15 protein-coding genes, 1 tRNA gene and 1 pseudogene are annotated in these 18,020 nt (G+C 53.9%); 8 read left to right on the plus strand and 9 right to left on the minus strand.

Annotated elements, in window-relative coordinates; genetic code table 11:
• From NBH12_RS11005 to aroA, 4 genes and pseudogenes are all read left to right on the plus strand, one after another.
• Positions 1 to 160: pseudogene (locus NBH12_RS11005) on the plus strand (IS607 family element RNA-guided endonuclease TnpB); the annotation flags it as partial.
• A 20-nt stretch (positions 161 to 180) separates the two neighbouring features.
• Entirely contained in the window at positions 181 to 822 is a 642-nt protein-coding gene (locus NBH12_RS08180) for a hypothetical protein (protein ID WP_350448380.1), read from the plus strand.
• A gap of 161 nt (positions 823 to 983) precedes the next feature.
• On the plus strand, positions 984 to 2,156 hold the full coding sequence (locus NBH12_RS08185; RefSeq protein WP_003831866.1) for a hypothetical protein: 1,173 nt from the start codon (positions 984 to 986) through the stop codon (positions 2,154 to 2,156).
• A 27-nt stretch (positions 2,157 to 2,183) separates the two neighbouring features.
• Positions 2,184 to 3,518: a 3-phosphoshikimate 1-carboxyvinyltransferase gene (gene aroA / locus NBH12_RS08190; protein WP_025221445.1), complete on the plus strand. Its 1,335-nt coding sequence runs from the start codon at positions 2,184 to 2,186 to the stop codon at positions 3,516 to 3,518.
• A gap of 229 nt (positions 3,519 to 3,747) precedes the next feature.
• Here the strand turns inward: aroA and NBH12_RS08195 are convergent, their stop codons facing one another.
• The 5 genes from NBH12_RS08195 to NBH12_RS08215 form a co-directional block, all read right to left on the minus strand.
• Positions 3,748 to 4,977 (minus strand): acetate/propionate family kinase, encoded by a 1,230-nt coding sequence (locus NBH12_RS08195; protein ID WP_003828955.1) that lies wholly within the window; start codon positions 4,975 to 4,977, stop codon positions 3,748 to 3,750.
• Between the two features lie 131 nt (positions 4,978 to 5,108).
• Positions 5,109 to 6,779 (minus strand): phosphate acetyltransferase, encoded by a 1,671-nt coding sequence (gene pta, locus NBH12_RS08200; protein WP_050824849.1) that lies wholly within the window; start codon positions 6,777 to 6,779, stop codon positions 5,109 to 5,111.
• 247 nt (positions 6,780 to 7,026) lie between these two features.
• Positions 7,027 to 7,097 (minus strand) — tRNA-Gln (locus NBH12_RS08205).
• A gap of 102 nt (positions 7,098 to 7,199) precedes the next feature.
• Positions 7,200 to 8,222 (minus strand): ribose-phosphate diphosphokinase, encoded by a 1,023-nt coding sequence (locus NBH12_RS08210; protein WP_014483875.1) that lies wholly within the window; start codon positions 8,220 to 8,222, stop codon positions 7,200 to 7,202.
• Between the two features lie 140 nt (positions 8,223 to 8,362).
• The gene (locus NBH12_RS08215; protein WP_016463133.1) at positions 8,363 to 10,294 is read right to left on the minus strand and encodes an acyltransferase family protein; all 1,932 of its coding nucleotides are present in this window, start codon (positions 10,292 to 10,294) and stop codon (positions 8,363 to 8,365) included.
• Between the two features lie 693 nt (positions 10,295 to 10,987).
• On the opposite strand from NBH12_RS08215, the gene NBH12_RS08220 reads away from it, so the two are divergent.
• Positions 10,988 to 11,659 carry a DUF3800 domain-containing protein gene (locus tag NBH12_RS08220; protein WP_016463134.1) on the plus strand — a complete coding sequence of 224 codons (672 nt, stop codon included), beginning with the start codon at positions 10,988 to 10,990 and terminating at the stop codon, positions 11,657 to 11,659.
• A gap of 831 nt (positions 11,660 to 12,490) precedes the next feature.
• Positions 12,491 to 12,652, plus strand: coding sequence for a helix-turn-helix domain-containing protein (locus tag NBH12_RS08225; RefSeq protein WP_229028526.1), 162 nt, complete (start codon positions 12,491 to 12,493; stop codon positions 12,650 to 12,652).
• A 359-nt stretch (positions 12,653 to 13,011) separates the two neighbouring features.
• On the opposite strand, the gene NBH12_RS08230 is transcribed toward NBH12_RS08225, so the two are convergent.
• Positions 13,012 to 13,266, minus strand: coding sequence for a hypothetical protein (locus NBH12_RS08230; protein WP_016463136.1), 255 nt, complete (start codon positions 13,264 to 13,266; stop codon positions 13,012 to 13,014).
• A 208-nt stretch (positions 13,267 to 13,474) separates the two neighbouring features.
• On the opposite strand from NBH12_RS08230, the gene NBH12_RS08235 reads away from it, so the two are divergent.
• Complete coding sequence (locus NBH12_RS08235) at positions 13,475 to 13,630, plus strand: hypothetical protein (RefSeq protein WP_016463137.1); 156 nt, start codon at positions 13,475 to 13,477, stop codon at positions 13,628 to 13,630.
• A 786-nt stretch (positions 13,631 to 14,416) separates the two neighbouring features.
• On the opposite strand, the gene NBH12_RS08240 is transcribed toward NBH12_RS08235, so the two are convergent.
• The 3 genes from NBH12_RS08240 to NBH12_RS08250 all read right to left on the minus strand — a co-directional run bounded on the left by NBH12_RS08240 (position 14,417) and on the right by NBH12_RS08250 (position 17,362).
• A complete protein-coding gene (locus NBH12_RS08240) occupies positions 14,417 to 15,541 on the minus strand; it encodes an AAA family ATPase (protein WP_016463138.1) in 1,125 nt (374 codons plus the stop codon).
• A complete protein-coding gene (locus tag NBH12_RS08245) occupies positions 15,531 to 16,319 on the minus strand; it encodes a DUF6414 family protein (RefSeq protein WP_016463139.1) in 789 nt (262 codons plus the stop codon). The genes NBH12_RS08240 and NBH12_RS08245 overlap by 11 nt, the downstream gene beginning before the upstream one ends.
• A 74-nt stretch (positions 16,320 to 16,393) precedes the next feature.
• A complete protein-coding gene (locus NBH12_RS08250) occupies positions 16,394 to 17,362 on the minus strand; it encodes a hypothetical protein (RefSeq protein ID WP_016463140.1) in 969 nt (322 codons plus the stop codon).
• A 54-nt stretch (positions 17,363 to 17,416) separates the two neighbouring features.
• On the opposite strand from NBH12_RS08250, the gene NBH12_RS08255 reads away from it, so the two are divergent.
• Positions 17,417 to 17,773, plus strand: coding sequence for a site-specific integrase (locus NBH12_RS08255; RefSeq protein ID WP_016463141.1), 357 nt, complete (start codon positions 17,417 to 17,419; stop codon positions 17,771 to 17,773).
• Positions 17,774 to 18,020 lie beyond the last annotated feature (247 nt).

Genomic DNA, 18,020 nt, shown 5'->3' on the forward strand with positions numbered 1-18,020 from the left:
CCCGGAGACGTCAAACGCGCGTGGAGGAAGCGGAAGACAGACCCGCCTTGAGTGCGGGACAATGCGGCATCCGGCGAAACGCGAACCAAGCGGCGGCGAGAGTCGCGTGAGACTTGGAGCTGGTCTCGGCAACGAGGCCATGCAGATGACTTCGCTCTAGCGACAAGCTAAAACAAAGTCATCTACAACGGTAAGCTGTCCGAATACTATCTCATCACATTGGTGCTTCACGTCCAGTCCGATTCTGTAGCGGAACATATTGATAAGTATGAACGCCATCTGGCTGATTCAGGCTTGCCTGATATTCCATTCCATGCTGGTCCATTGTTTAATGGGCATGACGGTTACGAAGACATTTCATTTGCGGACCGTAAGCGGTTGTTCTTCGCGTTCTTCACGCTCGCTCGTAACCTTCCGTTCCGATATGTGACATTCGCGCATCTCAAGACCATGTTTGATGGCAACAAAATCCGATTTGAGGCTCAGCTCAAACGTGACTTAGCCGACTTCTTCCTGTCGCATCTGGACGAATTCCAGTCGTACGAGATAATCAAGGTGTATTACGACAATGGTCAGCAGATTGTTGCACATGCATTGAAGACTTCTATCAGCTATGCGCTGTCTAAGGAGGCCGTTGTATACCGTGATGCACAGCCAAAAGACTATCGTCTTGAACAGGCGGCAGATTTGATGTGTACTGTCGAACTGACTGCGTTGAAGTTCGATAAAGGTACGGAAACTGCTACTGATCGGAAAATATTCAAGAACCGGAGAGACTTCCGTAAGAACTATCTCAAGATTCTACGTCGCAAGCAATTCTGAACATCATTACGGGAATTACAAGATTTTTGTAGTGTTTCAGATTTTCAGTAGAATGGCGACAGCCAAATCCCGCTGGCTTGCTAGTAAAGCGTTGTCCTCGGGGAGAGCTTTGTTTGTTGTTGAAAGATAACGCGGCATCGAATAGATAGGGGAGGACCGGCATGGGATGTCACCAACGTGCGGAAACCTCCGGCCTCATCTCCTTTCTGATTTGTGCCGTCGTCGGCGCGGTGTCCATGAACCTGTACCTGCAATTCGCGCCTGCCATCTGGCAGCTGACCCAACGCCGTTTCATGGTGTGTTCGGGCATCGTGGCCGCGTGCGGTGTCATCTCGTTCATCATCGGATACGCCAGCAAGTCACGCTCGCTGAACCTCAAACACGGTTGGCTCGCGCCGATTCGTCGTATGTTCGAGATCATCGCTTTGTCGGTGGTATACGCCTCGACCATCTTCCTGTCTTCGTTCGCCCTGATCGGCGCGGCCAGTGACATGATGGGCAAGGCACTGTTCTCCGGCTATCTTTCCAGCGTCTGCGCGGCCTTTGCCGGCGTGGTGGGGTATATGACCTTCGTGCAGGCGGAGATGATGAATGCCAAAACCATCGCCAGCCTGTTGCCGTTCTTCGTCATCTCCGGCGTGGTTACCGCCGGCATGACCACCGACGATCCATACTGGTATCACAACAATTTCTCCCAGCTGGGCGACCGCACCACATTCGCGGCACGCATGTTCAACTCCACGCTGATTCTGGCCGGCACGTGCATCATCATCGTCAGCTACTTCGCCATCTCCGAGCTGGTGACCACCGAACGGCTGCAGCGCCTGTGGCATGACCACACCAAAGCCGACCCGAACCGCGGTTATGAGATTTCGCATTTCATGTTCCGTATAGTCGTCCTGTCCATTCTGCTGACCGTGGCCGGCCTGGCGTTCATCGGCATTGGCGTGTTCCGCTATACACCGCACAATCTGTTGCACAACATCTGCGCCAAAGGCCTGCCGTTTGTGATGTTGCTGCTGTTTGTCCTCCTGCCATGGCTGGCGCCCCGACTATCCAAAGCGGTGATGGTGGCCTCCGATTTGGCTGCACTCGTATGCGCCGCATTCTGGGTCAATATGATGATGGGACACAACACGCTTACCAATGTGGAGGCTCTGGCTGGACTGGCGTTCCTCGGTTGGTTCATCGTGTTCTCTCGTCAAATCGCTGCCATCGAAGCTGATCGTATTGCCGCGCAGCTCTTGCATGCCCAAGCCATCGAAGGTGGACTGGAACAGCCCGCTGCTGAACCGGAACAGCAAATTGAATCTCGCATCGCTGCCGACCGCTGAGCCCATTCATTTGCTAGATTTGGCCTTATGACTGAACAACTCTCGAATCTCTGGCCTGCGCCGCTTGCTACACGGCCGTTGAACGCCACGGTGACGGTGCCGGGCAGCAAATCGTTATCCAATCGTTATCTGATACTTGCCGCACTTGGCAATGAACCCGTCACTTTGGTCGGATTGCTGCGTTCGCGTGACACCGACTTGATGATGGGCGCTCTTGAAGCATTGGGCGTGCGATGCGATGTCGATACCACAACTGACACCACCGTAACGGTCACACCGCCTTCATCCGGCCGATTCAATGGCAACGTTGATGTGTTCTGCGGCTTGGCCGGTACGGTGATGCGTTTTGTACCGGGACTGGCACTGCTCGCCGATGGGCCAGTGAATTTCGATGGCGATGAGCAGGCTTATGCACGCCCGATGAGGCCGGTGCTTGACGGTCTGAAGCAACTTGGTGTCAAGATCGAATACCACGGGGAAGTCGGACGACTGCCGTTTACCATTACACCGCCAACCGAGCTTCCGACTGCTCAGGCTCGGGTCAGTATCGATTCGTCCGGTTCCTCCCAGTTCATCTCCGGCTTGCTGTTGATTGGTTCCAAACTGCCTGGTGGATTGAGACTGACGCACACAGGAGAAAAGACCCCGAGTCTGCCGCACATCCGCATGACCGTGGCCGATGTGACCGGTGCCGGCGGTGCAATTGAAGCCGATGAGTCCGCCCGCACATGGACGGTCGAGCCTCGCGCGATACAGCTGTCGGATAAGGTGACTGTCGAACCTGACTTGTCGAATGCGGCGCCATTCCTTGGTGCGGCCTTGATTGCCGGTGGTACGGTCCGTGTACCGCATTGGCCGGAAACCACCACCCAGCCGGGCGGTCTGCTGCCTGGATACTTGGAGCAAATGGGTGCCAAGGTATCGTTCCCGACGATTGACGGCGTGCGCTATTGCGAAGTGACCGGCGATGGAACTGTACGCGGCCTAGGCTCGTTTGATCTGACCGCAGCGGGAGAGATTGCGCCTTCGCTGACGGCGATTCTGGTATTCGCCGATAAGCCCACCGATATGGTCGGTATCGGGCATCTGCGAGGCCACGAGACGAATCGTCTGGAAGCCTTGGTCAATGAGATTCGCCGCATCGGGGGAGTGGCCGAGGAATTGCCCGACGGACTGCGCATCGAGCCAGTGCCGTCTGAGACACTGCATGAGGCGAATATGGAAACCTACGCCGACCATCGTATGGCCACGTTTGCCGCGATGCTGGGACTACGCATTCCCGATATTCAGGTCATTAATGTGGCCACCACGCGCAAGACCCTGCCTGATTTCGTTGGTATGTGGAACGGGATGCTGGCATAATTCAGCTCCCTTCAGTCCGCTGCGCGGACAGCTACCCTCAGGGAGGAGCCAAGTTAAAGAGTCCGGCGCCCCTCTTTAAGAGGAGCCGTCGCCGGAGGCGACCGAGGGGAGCTGTCCGCGCAGCGGGCAAATCACGGCATTACAAATGAGTGTGGGGCTGATTCCGGTTGGAATCAGCCCCACACTCGTGTTGCAACTAGAGACTAGTTAATGCCCTAACGGCGGCCACTCACTTGGCGAACGTGTTGCCGTAGGTGTCGGTGCCGGCTTCGGCGATCGCGGCGGACTTGCGGGCGATAGCCAGCTCTTCGTTCGTCGGAATTACTGCGATGATCACGGAGGAGTCCGGAGTGGAGATGATGCGCGGTTCCTTGGAACGGGTGGCGTTCTTCTCCTCGTCCAGCTTGACACCGAACGGAGCGAGCTTGTCGCACACCATCTTGCGCACGATGTCGTCGTTTTCGCCCACGCCAGCGGTGAAGGTGATCACGTCGCAGCCACCCATCTGGTAGGTGTAGTTGCCGATGTAGCTGACGATGCGGTGCACGTAGACGTCCAGAGCCAGCTTGGCGTCCTCGTTGCCTTCGCCCACCAGACGGTGGACTTCGCGCAGGTCGCCGAAGCCGGTCATGCCCATCATGCCGGAACGCTTGTTGAACAGGGCGTCGAGCTCGTCCACGTTCATGTGGGCGTTGCGGATCAGGTGGAAGACCACAGCCGGGTCGATGTCGCCGGTACGGCCACCCATCATGAGGCCCTCGAGCGGGGTCAGACCCATGGAGGTCTCAACCGGCTTGCCGGAGACTTCAGCGGAGGCGGAAGCACCATTGCCGATGTGCAGCACGATCTGCTTCAAGCCCTCGGCCGGCTTGCCGATGACGTCCGGCACCACGGAGGAGATGTACTCGTGGGAGGTGCCGTGGGCGCCGTAGCGGCGAATGTGGTACTGGTCGGCGATTTCCTTGTTCAGCGCATAGGTGCTGGCGGCCTTCGGCAGCTGGAAGAAGAAGGAGGAATCGAACACGAAGATCTGCGGAACGTCCGGCAGCAGGGAGCGCATGACTTCGGCGCCCTTGGCCTCCGGGCCGTTGTGCAGCGGGGCGAGCACGGCCAGATCCTTGACCTGGTTGATGGTCTTGTCGGTCACGAGGGCCGGCTTCGGGAAGATGGAACCGCCCTGCACCACACGGTGGCCGACGGCAACGATGCCGGCGTCGGACAGCTTGGGGCCGTACTCCTCAAAGAAGCCGAGCACGCGCTTCAAGCCCTGCTCGTGGTCGTGAATCGGCTCTTCAAGCTCGTGCTTCTCGCCGTTGTACTCGTGCTTGTAGTGGCCGTCGACCGGCTCACCGATCTTCTCGACGAGACCGGAAGCGAGGCCTTCGCCGGATTCGAGATCAACCAGCTGGTACTTGATCGAGCTGGAGCCAGAATTGATGACAAGGACGGTTTTCGCCATTGTGGGCATCCTCCATTATGAATTGAATGTTCCCGTGGATACACGGGTTACCGTTGATTAGATTACTCGTTGCTTGCTACAAAATGTGGCATTACAGCGGCTCCCCTCAGAGAGGGGAGCCGGAGTCGGAATCACTGCGCTTCGATGGCGGTGAGGGCGATGGTGTTGATGATGTCCTGCACCAGGGCACCACGGGACAGGTCATTCACCGGCTTGTTGAGGCCTTGCAGCACCGGGCCGATGGCCAGCGCGCCCGAGGAGCGCTGCACGGCCTTATAGCCGATGTTGCCGGCGCACAAATCCGGGAACACGAACACGTTGACGTGTCCGGCCACATCGTTGCCCTTGGCCTTGGTGGCGGCCACGTTGGGCGACCAGGCGGCATCGAACTGGATGGAACCAACCACCGGCAGGTCCGGTGCCTTCTCCTTGAGCAGCTTGGTGGCTTCCTCGACAATATCCACATCCGGGCCCTTGCCGGAGCCGAGCGTGGAGTAGGAGAGCATGCCGACCTTCGGGTCAATGCCGAAGGCGCGTGCAGTCTCGGCGGACTGCAGCGCGATTTCGGAGAGCTGCTCCGCATCCGGATTCAGGTTGATGGCACAGTCGGCGAACACGGCCACGTGATCCTTGAAGCACATGAGGAAGGCACCGGAAACGAGCTTCTGACCTGGCTTGGTCTTGATGACCTGCAGGGCCGGACGCACGGTGTTGGCCGTGGAATTGATGGAACCGGAGACCAGGCCGTCGGCGTAGCCGAGCACCACGAGCATTGTGCCGAAGTAGCTGGCGTCGGCCAGCTGCTTGCGGGCCTGCTCTTCGGTCATGCCCTTCTTGGCGCGCAGCTCGCACAGCTTGGCAACCATGGGCTTCAAGACGTTCTCGTCATCCATGGCCTGGAAACGGGCGCGGTCCAGGAACTTGAGACCGAGCTCCTCGCCGCGGGCCAGAATGGCATTCTTATCACCCACGATGATGAGATTCACAATCTCACGCTCGAGCAGGTAGTCAGCCGCCTTGATAATGCGGTCTTCCTCGCCTTCAGGCAGCACAATAGTCTTCTTGTTGCTCTTGGCCTTGCCGAGCAGGTCGAACTGGAAGGCATACGGGGTGATGGGTGCGGTGTTCTCCACATCGAGCGCTGCGAGCACTTCATCGGTGGGGGCGTTCTTGCGGAAGGTCGCCAGCGCCAGATCCTTGGTGGATTCGTCGGTGAACGGAATCTGGGGCAGCGTCCAGACGGGCAGACCGTACTTGGCGAGGGTTTCCTTGACGGAGAAGGCGTGGCGCGGTTCGCAGCCGGTCACGAAAATGCCGAGCACCTTGTTGCCGGCGGCTTCCATGCCCTCGATGGACAGATGCACGGTCTCGTCCAGCTCGTGCGGCCAGCGGTCGATGGTGCACACGGCCAGGAACACGCCGGCCTTCAGGTCGGCGGCCACATTCGCATTGAATTCGTAGCTGGTCGGATCATTGACATGCGACTTATCGGTGCCGACGATCAGTGCGGCATCCGCACGGGACACATCCATGGCGTCGTTGAATGCACCGACGATGTCACCACGGGCGGTGCCCTTGTCGGTGCGCACCTTGTGCACGTCAAGTCCGGTAGACAGAGCCACGCCAAGGCCAGCATTGGACGCGGCGAGCAGAATGGGGGTGAAGTCGTCGTGGTTGGACACGGCCGGACGGAACACCATGGTCTTGTACTTGGAAGTCAATGCATTGAGCACGCCGTACGCAACGACGTTGCGGCCATTAGCGCCTTCGGGGCTGGCAATATATACACGGGTCACGGTCACTGTGTCTGTCTCCTTTGATGTGCAACATATGTGGGACCATATCTCATTGTAGTGGTCGTTGTTATCGTTCACGGTGTTGTGTCGCGGCGGGATGCCCGAAGACCAGGCTCAGCATTGCCATCGAATCCAGCAAACCATACGAAATTGGCAATAACGCAGTGAACAGAGAAAACAAGAAGCGCGAGCCTTGATACGACTCGCGCTTCTTGATTTGCGGCAATTCCTCATACAAGGAACCGCCATTGGGTTCCCCCACCTGGACTCGAACCAAGACAAAGGGTTCCAAAGACCCGTGTGCTGCCATTACACCATGGGGGAGCAGTGGGCTTGCGCCCACAAGTGTTCATTTATACCACACGGCTGGAATTACTGAAAGCCCATGCCATGTCGTTCGCGTCGCTTCATGAAAAGCAACAGGACTCACGCAAAGAGGAATCCTTGACCGTGATGTTCGGGGTAAGTGTCGAACAGTTCAGCCACCGAGCCATCCTCGAATACCGCGCGAATGGCGCTGGCAAGCAAGGGGGCAATGGACAGTACGGTCAGACCGTCCCAGCGCTTCTCGTCCGGAATCGGCACGGTGTCGGTGAGCACGACCTCGCGTGCACCGCTTTCCTTCAGCCGATCGATTGCCGGGCCGGACAGCACGCCATGGGTGGCGACCACGGTCACGGACTTCGCACCGGCTTCCTGTAGCACGTGGCATGCGCCCGCGATAGTGCCGGCGGTGTCAATCAAATCGTCGACCAGCACGCAGTCCTTGCCAGCCACGTCGCCGACCACACGGTTGGCCACGGCCTGGTTCGGGCGGGTAATGTCACGTGTCTTATGCACGAAGGCAAGAGGACCGCCACCGAGTCGCTGGGCCCACTGCTCGGCCACACGGATACGTCCGGCATCGGGGGAGACGACAGCGACGTTGTCAAGATGCCCCTGGAAACGATCGCGGATGTAATCGACCAGTACCGGCATGGCGATGAGGTGGTCGACCGGACCATCAAAGAAGCCTTGGGACTGGGCAGCATGCAGATCGACCGACATGATGCGGTCGGCGCCGGCGGTTTTGAGCAAATCGAAGACCAGACGGCAGGAGATGGGTTCGCGGCCGCGGTGCTTTTTGTCTTGCCTGGAATAACCGAGCAGCGGGCACACGGCGGTAATGGAGCGGGCGGAGGCGCGCTTCAAGGCGTCGATCATGATGAGCTGTTCCATAATCGCCTTGTTAATCGGCTTGTAATGGCTCTGCAGCACGAACACGTCGGCGCCACGCACCGATTCGGTGTAGCGCACATACATCTCGCCGTTGGCGAAATCGTATGTGGTGGTTTCCAAGACATCGATACCGAGCTGATCGGCGACATCCTGCGCTAACTTCGGATGAACCCTTCCCGTGACGAGAATGAGGTTCTTATCGGGCTTTCCTTCAAGGATTGCGCTCACCATTACTCCCAACATGTGGTCTCGCTGATGCACCCACCAGCATAGCTGTTCTTAACGACCGTAAAGACACCCTTGCGTTGCTTGGCGTTCATCTAACGGCCTTGCAGGGCGGGTCGGATTTGCTTTGTCCGCATCGCGGCTGTTTAGTGGCCGGCCTGCACCCATTGCTCTATGGCTTGTTTCACCGTTTGCGCGTACAGGTCGGTTCCTGCGGAAGGATGAATACCGTCGGAGGCCAGCAGCTGCGTATTCGCCTGTGCGGCGGAGTCCCAGTCTGCTAGCACGACGTTGTCTTGATGGGTGTTCGCATAGTCGGACAACGTTTGATTGGCCACGGGAATCCAGCTGCGGTCGCCATGGCCGTTGACGAGCACCAGCACACGGTCAGGGCCAATCTGATTGTGCAGCTGGTCGAGTTGACCGGTGCTTATTGCGGAATTGGTGGCAAGCCCGAGAATGACCCAACTGCGCAGCGTTCCGGCATTCAAGTCATTGTTCACCATGCCAGGGGCCACCATAATAGAGCGTGACACGGCGGCGTCAATCTGAATTCCCGGAAACACAGCGGATAATCCCTGCGAGGAAGCCAGCATCACGGAGTCGCCGATTGCGGTGATCTGGTCACCGGTCGGCATGCCATGTCGTGGCTTGGCTGGCGGGGGTGTGAGGGATCGCATAAGATCGCTGGCTGTCTGCTGCGCCTGACTCGCCTGTTGCGACTGCTTCTGCTGCTGCAGGGTCTGAGCTTGCTGTTCCAACTGAATCTGCACAGAGGTTTTCTCCGGGGCATGCACAAGGCCCTGCACACATCCAACCAGAGCAACGGCCCAAACGATATCCACTACCACCGCGCAGACTATCTGCTTTGCAACAGGGTTACGGTACGGCACCAGAACCTCCAGTGCCGATTGAGCAGCGGCCGTCTTTTCAACCATCAGCCAGGAGAACGCCACAGCCAGGGCGGTTAGTATGGCGGTGATAGCCAGAATGATGCTGTACGACGGACCTTGAATCATGCGAGGTAACGTGGACCGGACGATAATCCACACCGGCCAGTGCCACAGGTAGATGCCGTATGAGTAGCGCCCCAATGCCGCTAGCGGCTTGAACTTCATCAGGTCCTGCATCCACGAGTCATCGCTGATGGTGCCTGCAATCAGTGCCACAGACAGCATGCTGGCAATAATGATGCCGCCGCGGAATGCAAAGTCATCTTGCTGCCCGTTCACCGTCATGATAATGAGTGCCACCAGCGCTGTCAGCGACATCGCTGGTGCAATCGTTTCCCAGAGACGTTGCCGTGTGGTTTTCGCTGCGACTTCGGCAATGTTGTTGGGAATATTGTTGGGTATTGCGGGAATATTGACATGCACGGAACCTGAGTCCGCTGCCGCTCCGGCGACTCGGGGAGCTTGCGGCGTTGCCTGATTGTGGCGAGTCAGCCACCAAGCCAGGGCCACGCCGAGCATGAGACCCACGCTATGGGTATCGGTGCCGAAATAAACGCGGGTTGGATCTGCGCCCGGCTTGTACATCAGCCACATGGAAGCGCCGCTGAGGGCAGCAAGACCCAGAGGAATAAGCGAGGCAAAACGGGTATCGCGAATCCTCCACATCGCCCATGCGATGAACGGCACGATGATATAGAACTGCGTCAGCACACCGATGAACCACAAGTGCCGTAGAATTTGTGGATTCATCTGCTCGAAGTAGCTTTGCCTGCCGGCAATGGCATACCAGTTGTAACAGCCGAACAGCACGGTGATGACCTGATTGCGGATGGCAACCAGCAAATCCCGTTCGGTCAGCCAGCAGACGGAGACGATAACGGGAATCAGCAAAAGCAAAGCCGGATACAGTCGAACCAAGCGTCGAGGAATATACCGCCTAAGATTCAACGAGCCAGTGGTGGACAGCGAACGGAAAAGGCTGATGGCAATAAGGAAGCCGGATACCGTGAAGAATACGTCAACGCCGTAGAATCCGCCTGGCATCTTCTGCTGCACGCAGTGATATAGCACGATGGCGATAAGTGCCAGACCTTTGATACCGTCAAGTCCGACAAAACGCTTCACAGTTTTTCATCCCTTTGCTGTTGCGATTTCACGATTCTCTTCTCTTCGAACCTCACAAAAGAATCAGGGTCAAGCATGGTAGAGGGGAACGACATCGAATGACATCGTTCCCCTCTAAGCAATCTGTCTATATTGCTATCGCTTTATTCCCACTCAATGGCCTTGGTCCTACCGTGCCGTCATTCCAGTTGCACCCAGTTTTCGGCATCGACACGGAACGCGTGCCGCCGAATGACGCGATGTCGCGTTTCGTCGGCTTCGGGGACAAAAGTTGGGACAACTTCAAAAACTCTTTTCAAACTCAGGGCTTTGAGTTTTTGTTTTTGTCCCAAAGGGCGCGACGGGCCGCCCTCGGAGGCTCGATAGCGCCGAAAACGCCCGTTTCGAAACTCAACCGCCCTTTAGTCTGCAAGCCGCCAGCTGCAATCGTAAGTGAATCAACGCGGGTGGCTTACGCGCCGTTCGCAAAACCGCAGGTCGCATGTCTTCGCCATCGGTAGGCAAAGTGAGTAGTCTCAGGTGGCTTGCCCATGAGTTGACGAACGGGCCTTGAGATTCCGCTGACGTCCGGAAACGCTTCGAGCTCCCTTGAATTTTCAAGCAGTACATGATATAAGGTAATTGGTTTTCCGTTAGGAAGGCTTCCAAGTGCCGGGGACGTTTTCCCCGGCTTTTTTCTTATCCAGGAGAACAATGCGAGAACTCAGCATCTTCGTCGACGAGTCGGGAAGCGACGGCCTCTCCGACCGCCACTACCTCCTTACCGTCGTCATGCACGACCAGTCCGAGAGCATCGCGGATTCGATCGCGGTATATGAGGACGCCCTTCGCGCCAAGGGGCTCCCGGACATACCCTTCCATGCGTCGCCGCTCATGAACGGCAAGGACCAGTACTCCGGACTCGACCTGAGAACGCGCAAGATGCTGCTCGGCTCGTTCCGAGTCTTCTTCCGCCACATGCCCGTGAAGTACCATACCTTCGCATACGCGACCAAACAGTTCGCCTCGCTCGACAAGCTCGCGGGGACGATGCGGAGGGACCTCGTGAACTTCCTGTTCGACAACCTCGCGGAGCTGCAATCCTACGATATGGTCAAGGTCTACTATGACAACGGCCAGCACTCCATCGCCGAGTCCCTCCATCGCGCGGTCGAGTACGCGCTGTCGAAGGACGCCGTCGTCTACCGATCGGCGCAGCCCTCCGAGTACCGGCTTTCGCAGGCGGCAGACTACGTCTGCACCATGGAGCTCACAGCGATTAAGTACGCGGAGCATGCGGCCACCGCCACGGACGAGAAGTTCTTTGGCAAATGGTCCGATTTCAAGAAGGGCATACTGAAGGAGACGCGCAAGAAGCTCGTCTAGAGAGGCGATCGGCCCTTGGCGGAGCGTTTACCGACAATGGAGTCTGTCGCGCGCGGAGGGTTGATAAATGTCACTTAGCTGCATAATAGGTTCCAGTTAGAAACCCTCGGGTTTGCGGGGTGGAATTGCGAAAGCGATTCTGCCCTGTTTCCGAGATTACGAAGCAGCATCAGAAGGCTATAAAGCCGCATCGGAGGCAGCTATTTCGCGATTGGGCTCGAAGAGCTGCAGGCAATGAGACGACTCCAATCGGCCAGATTCAAGAGCCAGTATTGACTAACTCGAATCCGGCACGCATCCTCGCGCCGTTCGTCTGCTTCCGCTCGTCCGAAATCGCCAACCGCAACAGGCCATGTCCCAGCGGATGGGTACCACTTACCCGGGTGCACCTGGGGCAACGGACCGGCAGGCCCGCGGAAGGTCGCTCGCATAACACGCAACATCAAACACGACAGAAGAGGCGAACGACAGATGCCGGATCCCGGACGACAGCACCGCGGAATACGAGCATTCCGACCACAACCGAACAATTCCAGCTACTAGGCAGGCGCCCGCATGGGCGCCTTTTACTTTTCAGGGACTTAGCCGCGAGCTAGGGCACGCGGCTCATGGCCGTTTCGTGAAGGCCCGACCAGCTCGACCCACCTCGACCCGTCTCCGCTCCCGTCGTGCCCACTAATCGCCATCAGGCGGTTCAATCGTCGCGCAGACGAAAAGGCACACGGTGTCGTGCGGTGTCCTCGCGCGGTGCCGCACGGGAAGATTGGAGGAACCCTGGCACGCACAGCCGAATGCGCCGCGCCCGAGGGCAACCAAGATTGCGGCGAATGGATGACGGTGATCGAGATGCAGGAGTACATGAGGGCGAGCCGAAACAAGGCGTACGACCTCATCTGGTCGGGAGAGATCGACTCGTACAGGCTCGGCAGGAAGCTCTTGGTTTCGAGGTCGTCCGTGGACGCCTACATCGAGTCGAGGAGCGGCAGGAAATGACGGCGGCGACCGCCCCGGGAGCCGCCCGCGGCCGGGCACGCGAGGGAGCCTCGAGACGAAAAGGAGCTCGAGGACGACCATGACCAAGAGCATTAGCAGGAGACAGGTGAGACTCATCGTATCCTCCAACGCGATATTCGGCGTCGACGAGGCGTGCGCGATGCTGCGCATCAGCTGCGACGCCATGTACCGGCTCGCCAATATGCCTCAAACATACTGGAACTACCACAAGGCCATCAGGCCACAACACAAAGGAAACGCGCTTCTCATTGCTCCACACTGTTCTTTAATAGGGGAGAACGAAAAGCAATCAACAGCAAAGCGCCGGGGCCACCGATGGCTATATGGAAGGAAAATGCCTATTTTCGATTCCAAAGGTCGGCATCACTGGTAGGCATATCATCATCCTCGAATTCACCAAGGTAGGTGTAATGGTGATAGCGTTCCCCATCATGCTCGTACCCAGTGTAGTCATAACCTCTCTGAGTAACCCCTTGATAAGGCTTGAACTCCGCCTCAGCCTCTTCTTTGGTGTAGTGGTCAGCATCGAACCAAACGCCCTCGGTCTTATCATCGCCCCAGCCGAGCTTTTTGGCCTTGAATACGTGTCTCATGGTATCCACACTTTCACTAATGACTCCCGTTTAGGCTATTATACGCACTCCCCCATTCAGCTCGTTCGTCTTTTCGGCATATCCAACCAACTGGCCTGTCATCAGATGCCCCGACGTCCCCACGGCGTCCATCCCCGTCGTCGCGAAGCTGATGCCTGAGCTTCATTTGGTCCCATTTCCGCTCATAAGTACCTTGAGACTACGGAACGTGCCCGAGACGATAACACCGCTCAACGACAACTCCCGCGAAGTGCCGGCTGTGGCCTCCTTCAGCGCCGAGCGCGAGTTGAACGCGTGTTACATTCGCGCCGTGCGCCACAACGCGCTCATGCCATCCACCGGCGCAAGCGCCGAGAACCCGTAAAACCAATAGCTCGTGCACGGCCACGAACCCGCGCCCACGTCGCCTCCGCTTACGACGAGCCTAGCCTGCTTGGCGTGCATCCACCCAAGACACGCATTGGACGGCGTTGCACCAACAGCAAGCAATAACCCAGAGGCGCTCCTCATTTGCATTATGCCTAATGAAGGGCGCCTCTATTTGGGTTAAATGCAATATGCGATAACGAAACCTCCGAAGTCAGCGCCCATTTCCGACGTCTATGAACACCAGCCAATCGATACTCAAAACGTTGTGAGTACAATTTGAGTACCAACCTGAGCGATCCCTTGCGAGCAAAAGCAATCTGCCGGTCAGCATTAATTTGAAATAAATTGATGGCGTTGCTTCGGTAATTGAAAGCACTTTAAGACGTACCAGTAAACAATTATCCCAGCTAAACAGCTTGAGAGATTGCGTAGCTGGTTTGTATGTACCATATACACCACAGCCCGCAGACACCCATGGCATGCAAATAAAAAACGAGGGAGACCGTTTCCGACCTCCCTCGCAAAGGGCTATTTACTACTCCCACTCGAGTGCCAGACCTTAATTTCTTATGATAATACGCATTAAGAATGCGGTTTTCGTCCAAGTATTCCACATATTTCACGTTTTACAGAGAGTCTTTACGAATTCTGTAGCCATTTTGTAGCCACGATAACGTCCGAAAATGCGCAAGAGTTCGGACGTTATCGAATGATGCTGGAGATCATGGAAGAATAACAGTATAGTCGATCAGCCGGGCAGTGATTAGCTGGTCGGCTGATTTTATACAGACATTTCTTCCAATACGTCTTGGAACAGCAGCTCTTCAATAACCTGCTGCACCTTATATTTGATGGTTCTTGCGTTTTCACCCGATGTAGAGATAAGAGGACTGACAGCAGCATATACCATTTCTGGTGTTAGCTTAGAATCATACTCCTCTTTTCGTGCCAGAATTTCGTTCTGAACGATCTGGTATATGGTTTCACAGCTAAAATCATCAAAGTGGATGAACTTATCAATGCGGTAAAAGATAGGTAGCCCCAACTGCTTTTTCATTTCTTCTTCCGTCTGATAATTGGATGTTAATATAATTACAATACCAGATACATCTGCATCATAAGTTGCATCTTTGAATTGTGTATTATCAAACAGCGTATAAAACGCAGAAAAGAAATGTTCCGGGCATTTATCAAGTTCATCAAAGAACACCAAATTGGATTCACGTTCCAACAGGTCAAACCCAAGGCTTCTTCTATTAGGAGCATCTCCAAAGAAGTATTCTGAGTAGTTATTGTTCTTAAACATCGACAAATGCTTCTCTAAGCATTTTCCGTCGAAGAACATTGCTGCAATTTCTCGCACCAGCTCGGTTTTTCCCAAGCTGCTGTTACCGTACAGCATAATTACATATGGCTTCTCTCTTTTAACGTTTGTGAGATACCAAAGACTTTTACTGATTTCTTCAATAGCTATCTGCTGACCAAATATTCGTGCAGATATGGCATTGATATTGTCAACAAATAAATCTGGGTCTCTTTTGATTTCGTACTCCTCACAGAGAATTTCAAGCTCTATAAGATCACGTTTATACTGATCTTCTAAATACGCTTTCAGAACACGAGGCGGGTTATGGATGTAGATTTCTGCTTCATCTGTAGTTAAATCCTCGATTAACGGCCCTAAACGATCATGCGCTGCTTCTACAATGCCATGATAATTATCATTCTTTACAATTAGTATGCTGGCATGCTGATCAGATATCGGACGACTCTGCTTTGCGGTATCCGATAGCTTTACCAACTCCAAAAACGCATCAACTTCATCATCTTCGGAAAATGATGGCAGTTTGGAATCAAAAAATGTTTTAGAACCAACAATGATATGATACTTTCTCTTATCTTCCATCTGACGCCTCCGCTGTTACACAGGCATACAGAACATCATAAAGAGTAACCGTATCTTTAGGTACAGGTGTTCCCTCCGCTTTTTCTGGAATTCCCACGCTTTGCATTTCAGGAGGATAGATATCTGCCAATGTTTTGGGCTGCTCAGCAGAAGAAATTAAACGCTCCATTTTACCAATTTCTTCGATAAAATCGAATCTTCTTCTTTCAAAGTCACCTACAGGAATGCAATAGAGTGTCATGGTCGTTGTAAGTATATCGTTTCTTTTGTAATTACTTACAAAGGCAGCATTATTAAAGCGAACATATCGTTTTTCGTCGACTGCATAAGTATCATAACCGTCGTAACTATCCATGACAGTTTTGAATTCATTTGTGTCCACACCATCAATGCCGCCTTTGACAATTTTCAGGTATCCTCCTGCAACACGAAGAGAAGTAGAAGAGTTTTCTATATCTGATAATTGAACATTGGAAATACTGGTCAACAACGGTTTCAACTTCTCAAATTCAGAGATTTCGGTCGAAGAAATTGTGGTTGTGCTGTCACGGCTAATTACATACGATGCTTCTATTTTCCCGGTGAACAGAAAGAAAATTCTCGAAACTAAAGGAACATCTAGTTTTAATTTCGCAGAAGCTTCTGTAGCAACAGACCCCTGTGTTTGGACAGAATTTGATACATCTGTTTTTCGAGATAATTCACCATGGTCACGCTCCTGAAGAATATTGCGGATGGTTTCCTTATCAAAATATATAATCTTGTTTATTGTTGCCATGCGATTACCTGTTTGGGGAGAGCTTCATCTTATTTCCTGTAGATAAACTCCCAGAAATCATTTTGAATTACTTTTTATTTTTCCGGTTCGAGGATTCCAAGCTTACCGTCACTAAGGTTTATACGGCGATTAAGTCTGAACTCCGTAATACCACGAATGCTCAAATTATCGAAATCAACATAGAACTCCCTGGACAAGAAGTTTACTTGTGCGCCGTTCCATACCAACAGTAGCAGCGCACCAAGAGAGATCGTCTGGATTTTTAAGCCAAGCACTCGGTTAATATCTTTGATTACTTGGAAATAGCCTTGTCGCTTATTTGGGAACGACAGACATACAACCAACGCTGCATTGTCATTCTTGTCAAGGTTGTTTCTGGAGTGCATAACCGCAATATCATCAAGAATACTTCTCGATGCTTCCAGCGTATCTCTTCCAAATTCAATTTCGACAACGCCTTTGCAGGTAGGTTTCAAATTGCTCGAATACACGGCATCCATTCTTGTGTAAACATCACCGGTTCTGCTTTTTGCACACTCGTGGTTCCATGCAATAATCAGATTTCGAACTAGAATATTAGGAACCATTGAGCGACCATCAAACTGAGAAATATCCTGATAGATACGCTCCATAATTCCATCGGTCTCTTTCTGGAACTGGTGATTCCAATGGATTTTGTCTAATTCTCTAATAAACAGCTTATGTGCTTCCAGATTGACATGATTGATGGGAATATCGGTATAATCCGAAGAAGGTTCTGCAATTTCCGGGAGTTCTTTGTCAAAATTCCATTTGATAGCGCCAGCAGGGCAAACATTCAAATCACGTTCATATGAAAAATCCGGGAAATGTCTGCAGTTGATCTCTGCATCAATAAACTTCATGCAGCGAGGATCAGTGCATCTCAGACAACCAGCCGTTACCCATTCTTCATTACACCACAATCGAGCGGGTTCGTTGTATTTTTGGTCAACAGCTCTCATATCAGAGGAACGCAATGCAGAAATAATGGTTCGCTTCTGCGATTTAGTTAAAAGTGGCATTTGCAAATCCCTCCAATCGATTTAATTCTGCGATGTTGATTGTTTGCGATATTTATGACAATGTACTACACAGGCATCCGTGAAGGTGAGCTTCTCGCTTTGAAACCCGCAGATATTGACTTCGAGAAGGACACGCTGACCATCAACAAAAGCTATCAGCGCCTTGGTGGCAAGGATATTATCACTACACCCAAGACCCCGAAAAGCAATCGTGTGATCATGCTGCCGGAAGTGCTGAAAACCGTCCTCCGCAACTATATGGAGAAATGCTACGGCTTACAGCCCGATGACCGACTGTTTCCGTACAACAGAAGTTTTCTCTATCGTGAGATGCAGATTGGGATTGAAGCATCTGGGGTAAAACGCATCAGGGTGCACGATATTCGTCATAGCCACGCCAGCCTTGGTTGAACTTGGTTTTTCACCGCTACTGATTGCGGAACGCTTAGGGCATGAGCGAGTGCAAACCACCATGGATACCTACAGCCATCTGTACTCGAACAAGCAGGTGGAAGTAGCCAACCAGTTAGACAAGTTAGCCATTTAAGGCTTCGGCTACAAAAAAATCGGTTTGATGTAGCCATCTTGTAGCCACGAAAAACAAGAATCCCGAAAAGCGCTGTGTTTTCAACACTTTTCGGGACTCAGAAACCTATCT

This window comes from Bifidobacterium sp. M3-N-101 (genome assembly GCF_023656805.1).
GTDB classification, from domain to species: domain Bacteria; phylum Actinomycetota; class Actinomycetes; order Actinomycetales; family Bifidobacteriaceae; genus Bifidobacterium; species Bifidobacterium breve.

Bases quoted from the DNA above. Each gene is read 5' to 3' on its own strand.
- aroA (WP_025221445.1), top strand. From the start codon at position 2,184: ATGACTGAACAACTCTCGAATCTCTGGCCTGCGCCGCTTGCTACACGG.
- NBH12_RS08230 (WP_016463136.1), bottom strand. From the start codon at position 13,266: ATGAGACACGTATTCAAGGCCAAAAAGCTCGGCTGGGGCGATGATAAG.
- NBH12_RS08195 (WP_003828955.1), bottom strand. From the start codon at position 4,977: ATGGCGAAAACCGTCCTTGTCATCAATTCTGGCTCCAGCTCGATCAAG.
- NBH12_RS08250 (WP_016463140.1), bottom strand. From the start codon at position 17,362: ATGCCACTTTTAACTAAATCGCAGAAGCGAACCATTATTTCTGCATTG.
- NBH12_RS08210 (WP_014483875.1), bottom strand. From the start codon at position 8,222: ATGGTGAGCGCAATCCTTGAAGGAAAGCCCGATAAGAACCTCATTCTC.
- NBH12_RS08255 (WP_016463141.1), top strand. From the start codon at position 17,417: ATGACAATGTACTACACAGGCATCCGTGAAGGTGAGCTTCTCGCTTTG.
- NBH12_RS08225 (WP_229028526.1), top strand. From the start codon at position 12,491: ATGACGGTGATCGAGATGCAGGAGTACATGAGGGCGAGCCGAAACAAG.
- NBH12_RS08220 (WP_016463134.1), top strand. From the start codon at position 10,988: ATGCGAGAACTCAGCATCTTCGTCGACGAGTCGGGAAGCGACGGCCTC.
- NBH12_RS08240 (WP_016463138.1), bottom strand. From the start codon at position 15,541: ATGGAAGATAAGAGAAAGTATCATATCATTGTTGGTTCTAAAACATTT.
- NBH12_RS08185 (WP_003831866.1), top strand. From the start codon at position 984: ATGGGATGTCACCAACGTGCGGAAACCTCCGGCCTCATCTCCTTTCTG.
- NBH12_RS08245 (WP_016463139.1), bottom strand. From the start codon at position 16,319: ATGGCAACAATAAACAAGATTATATATTTTGATAAGGAAACCATCCGC.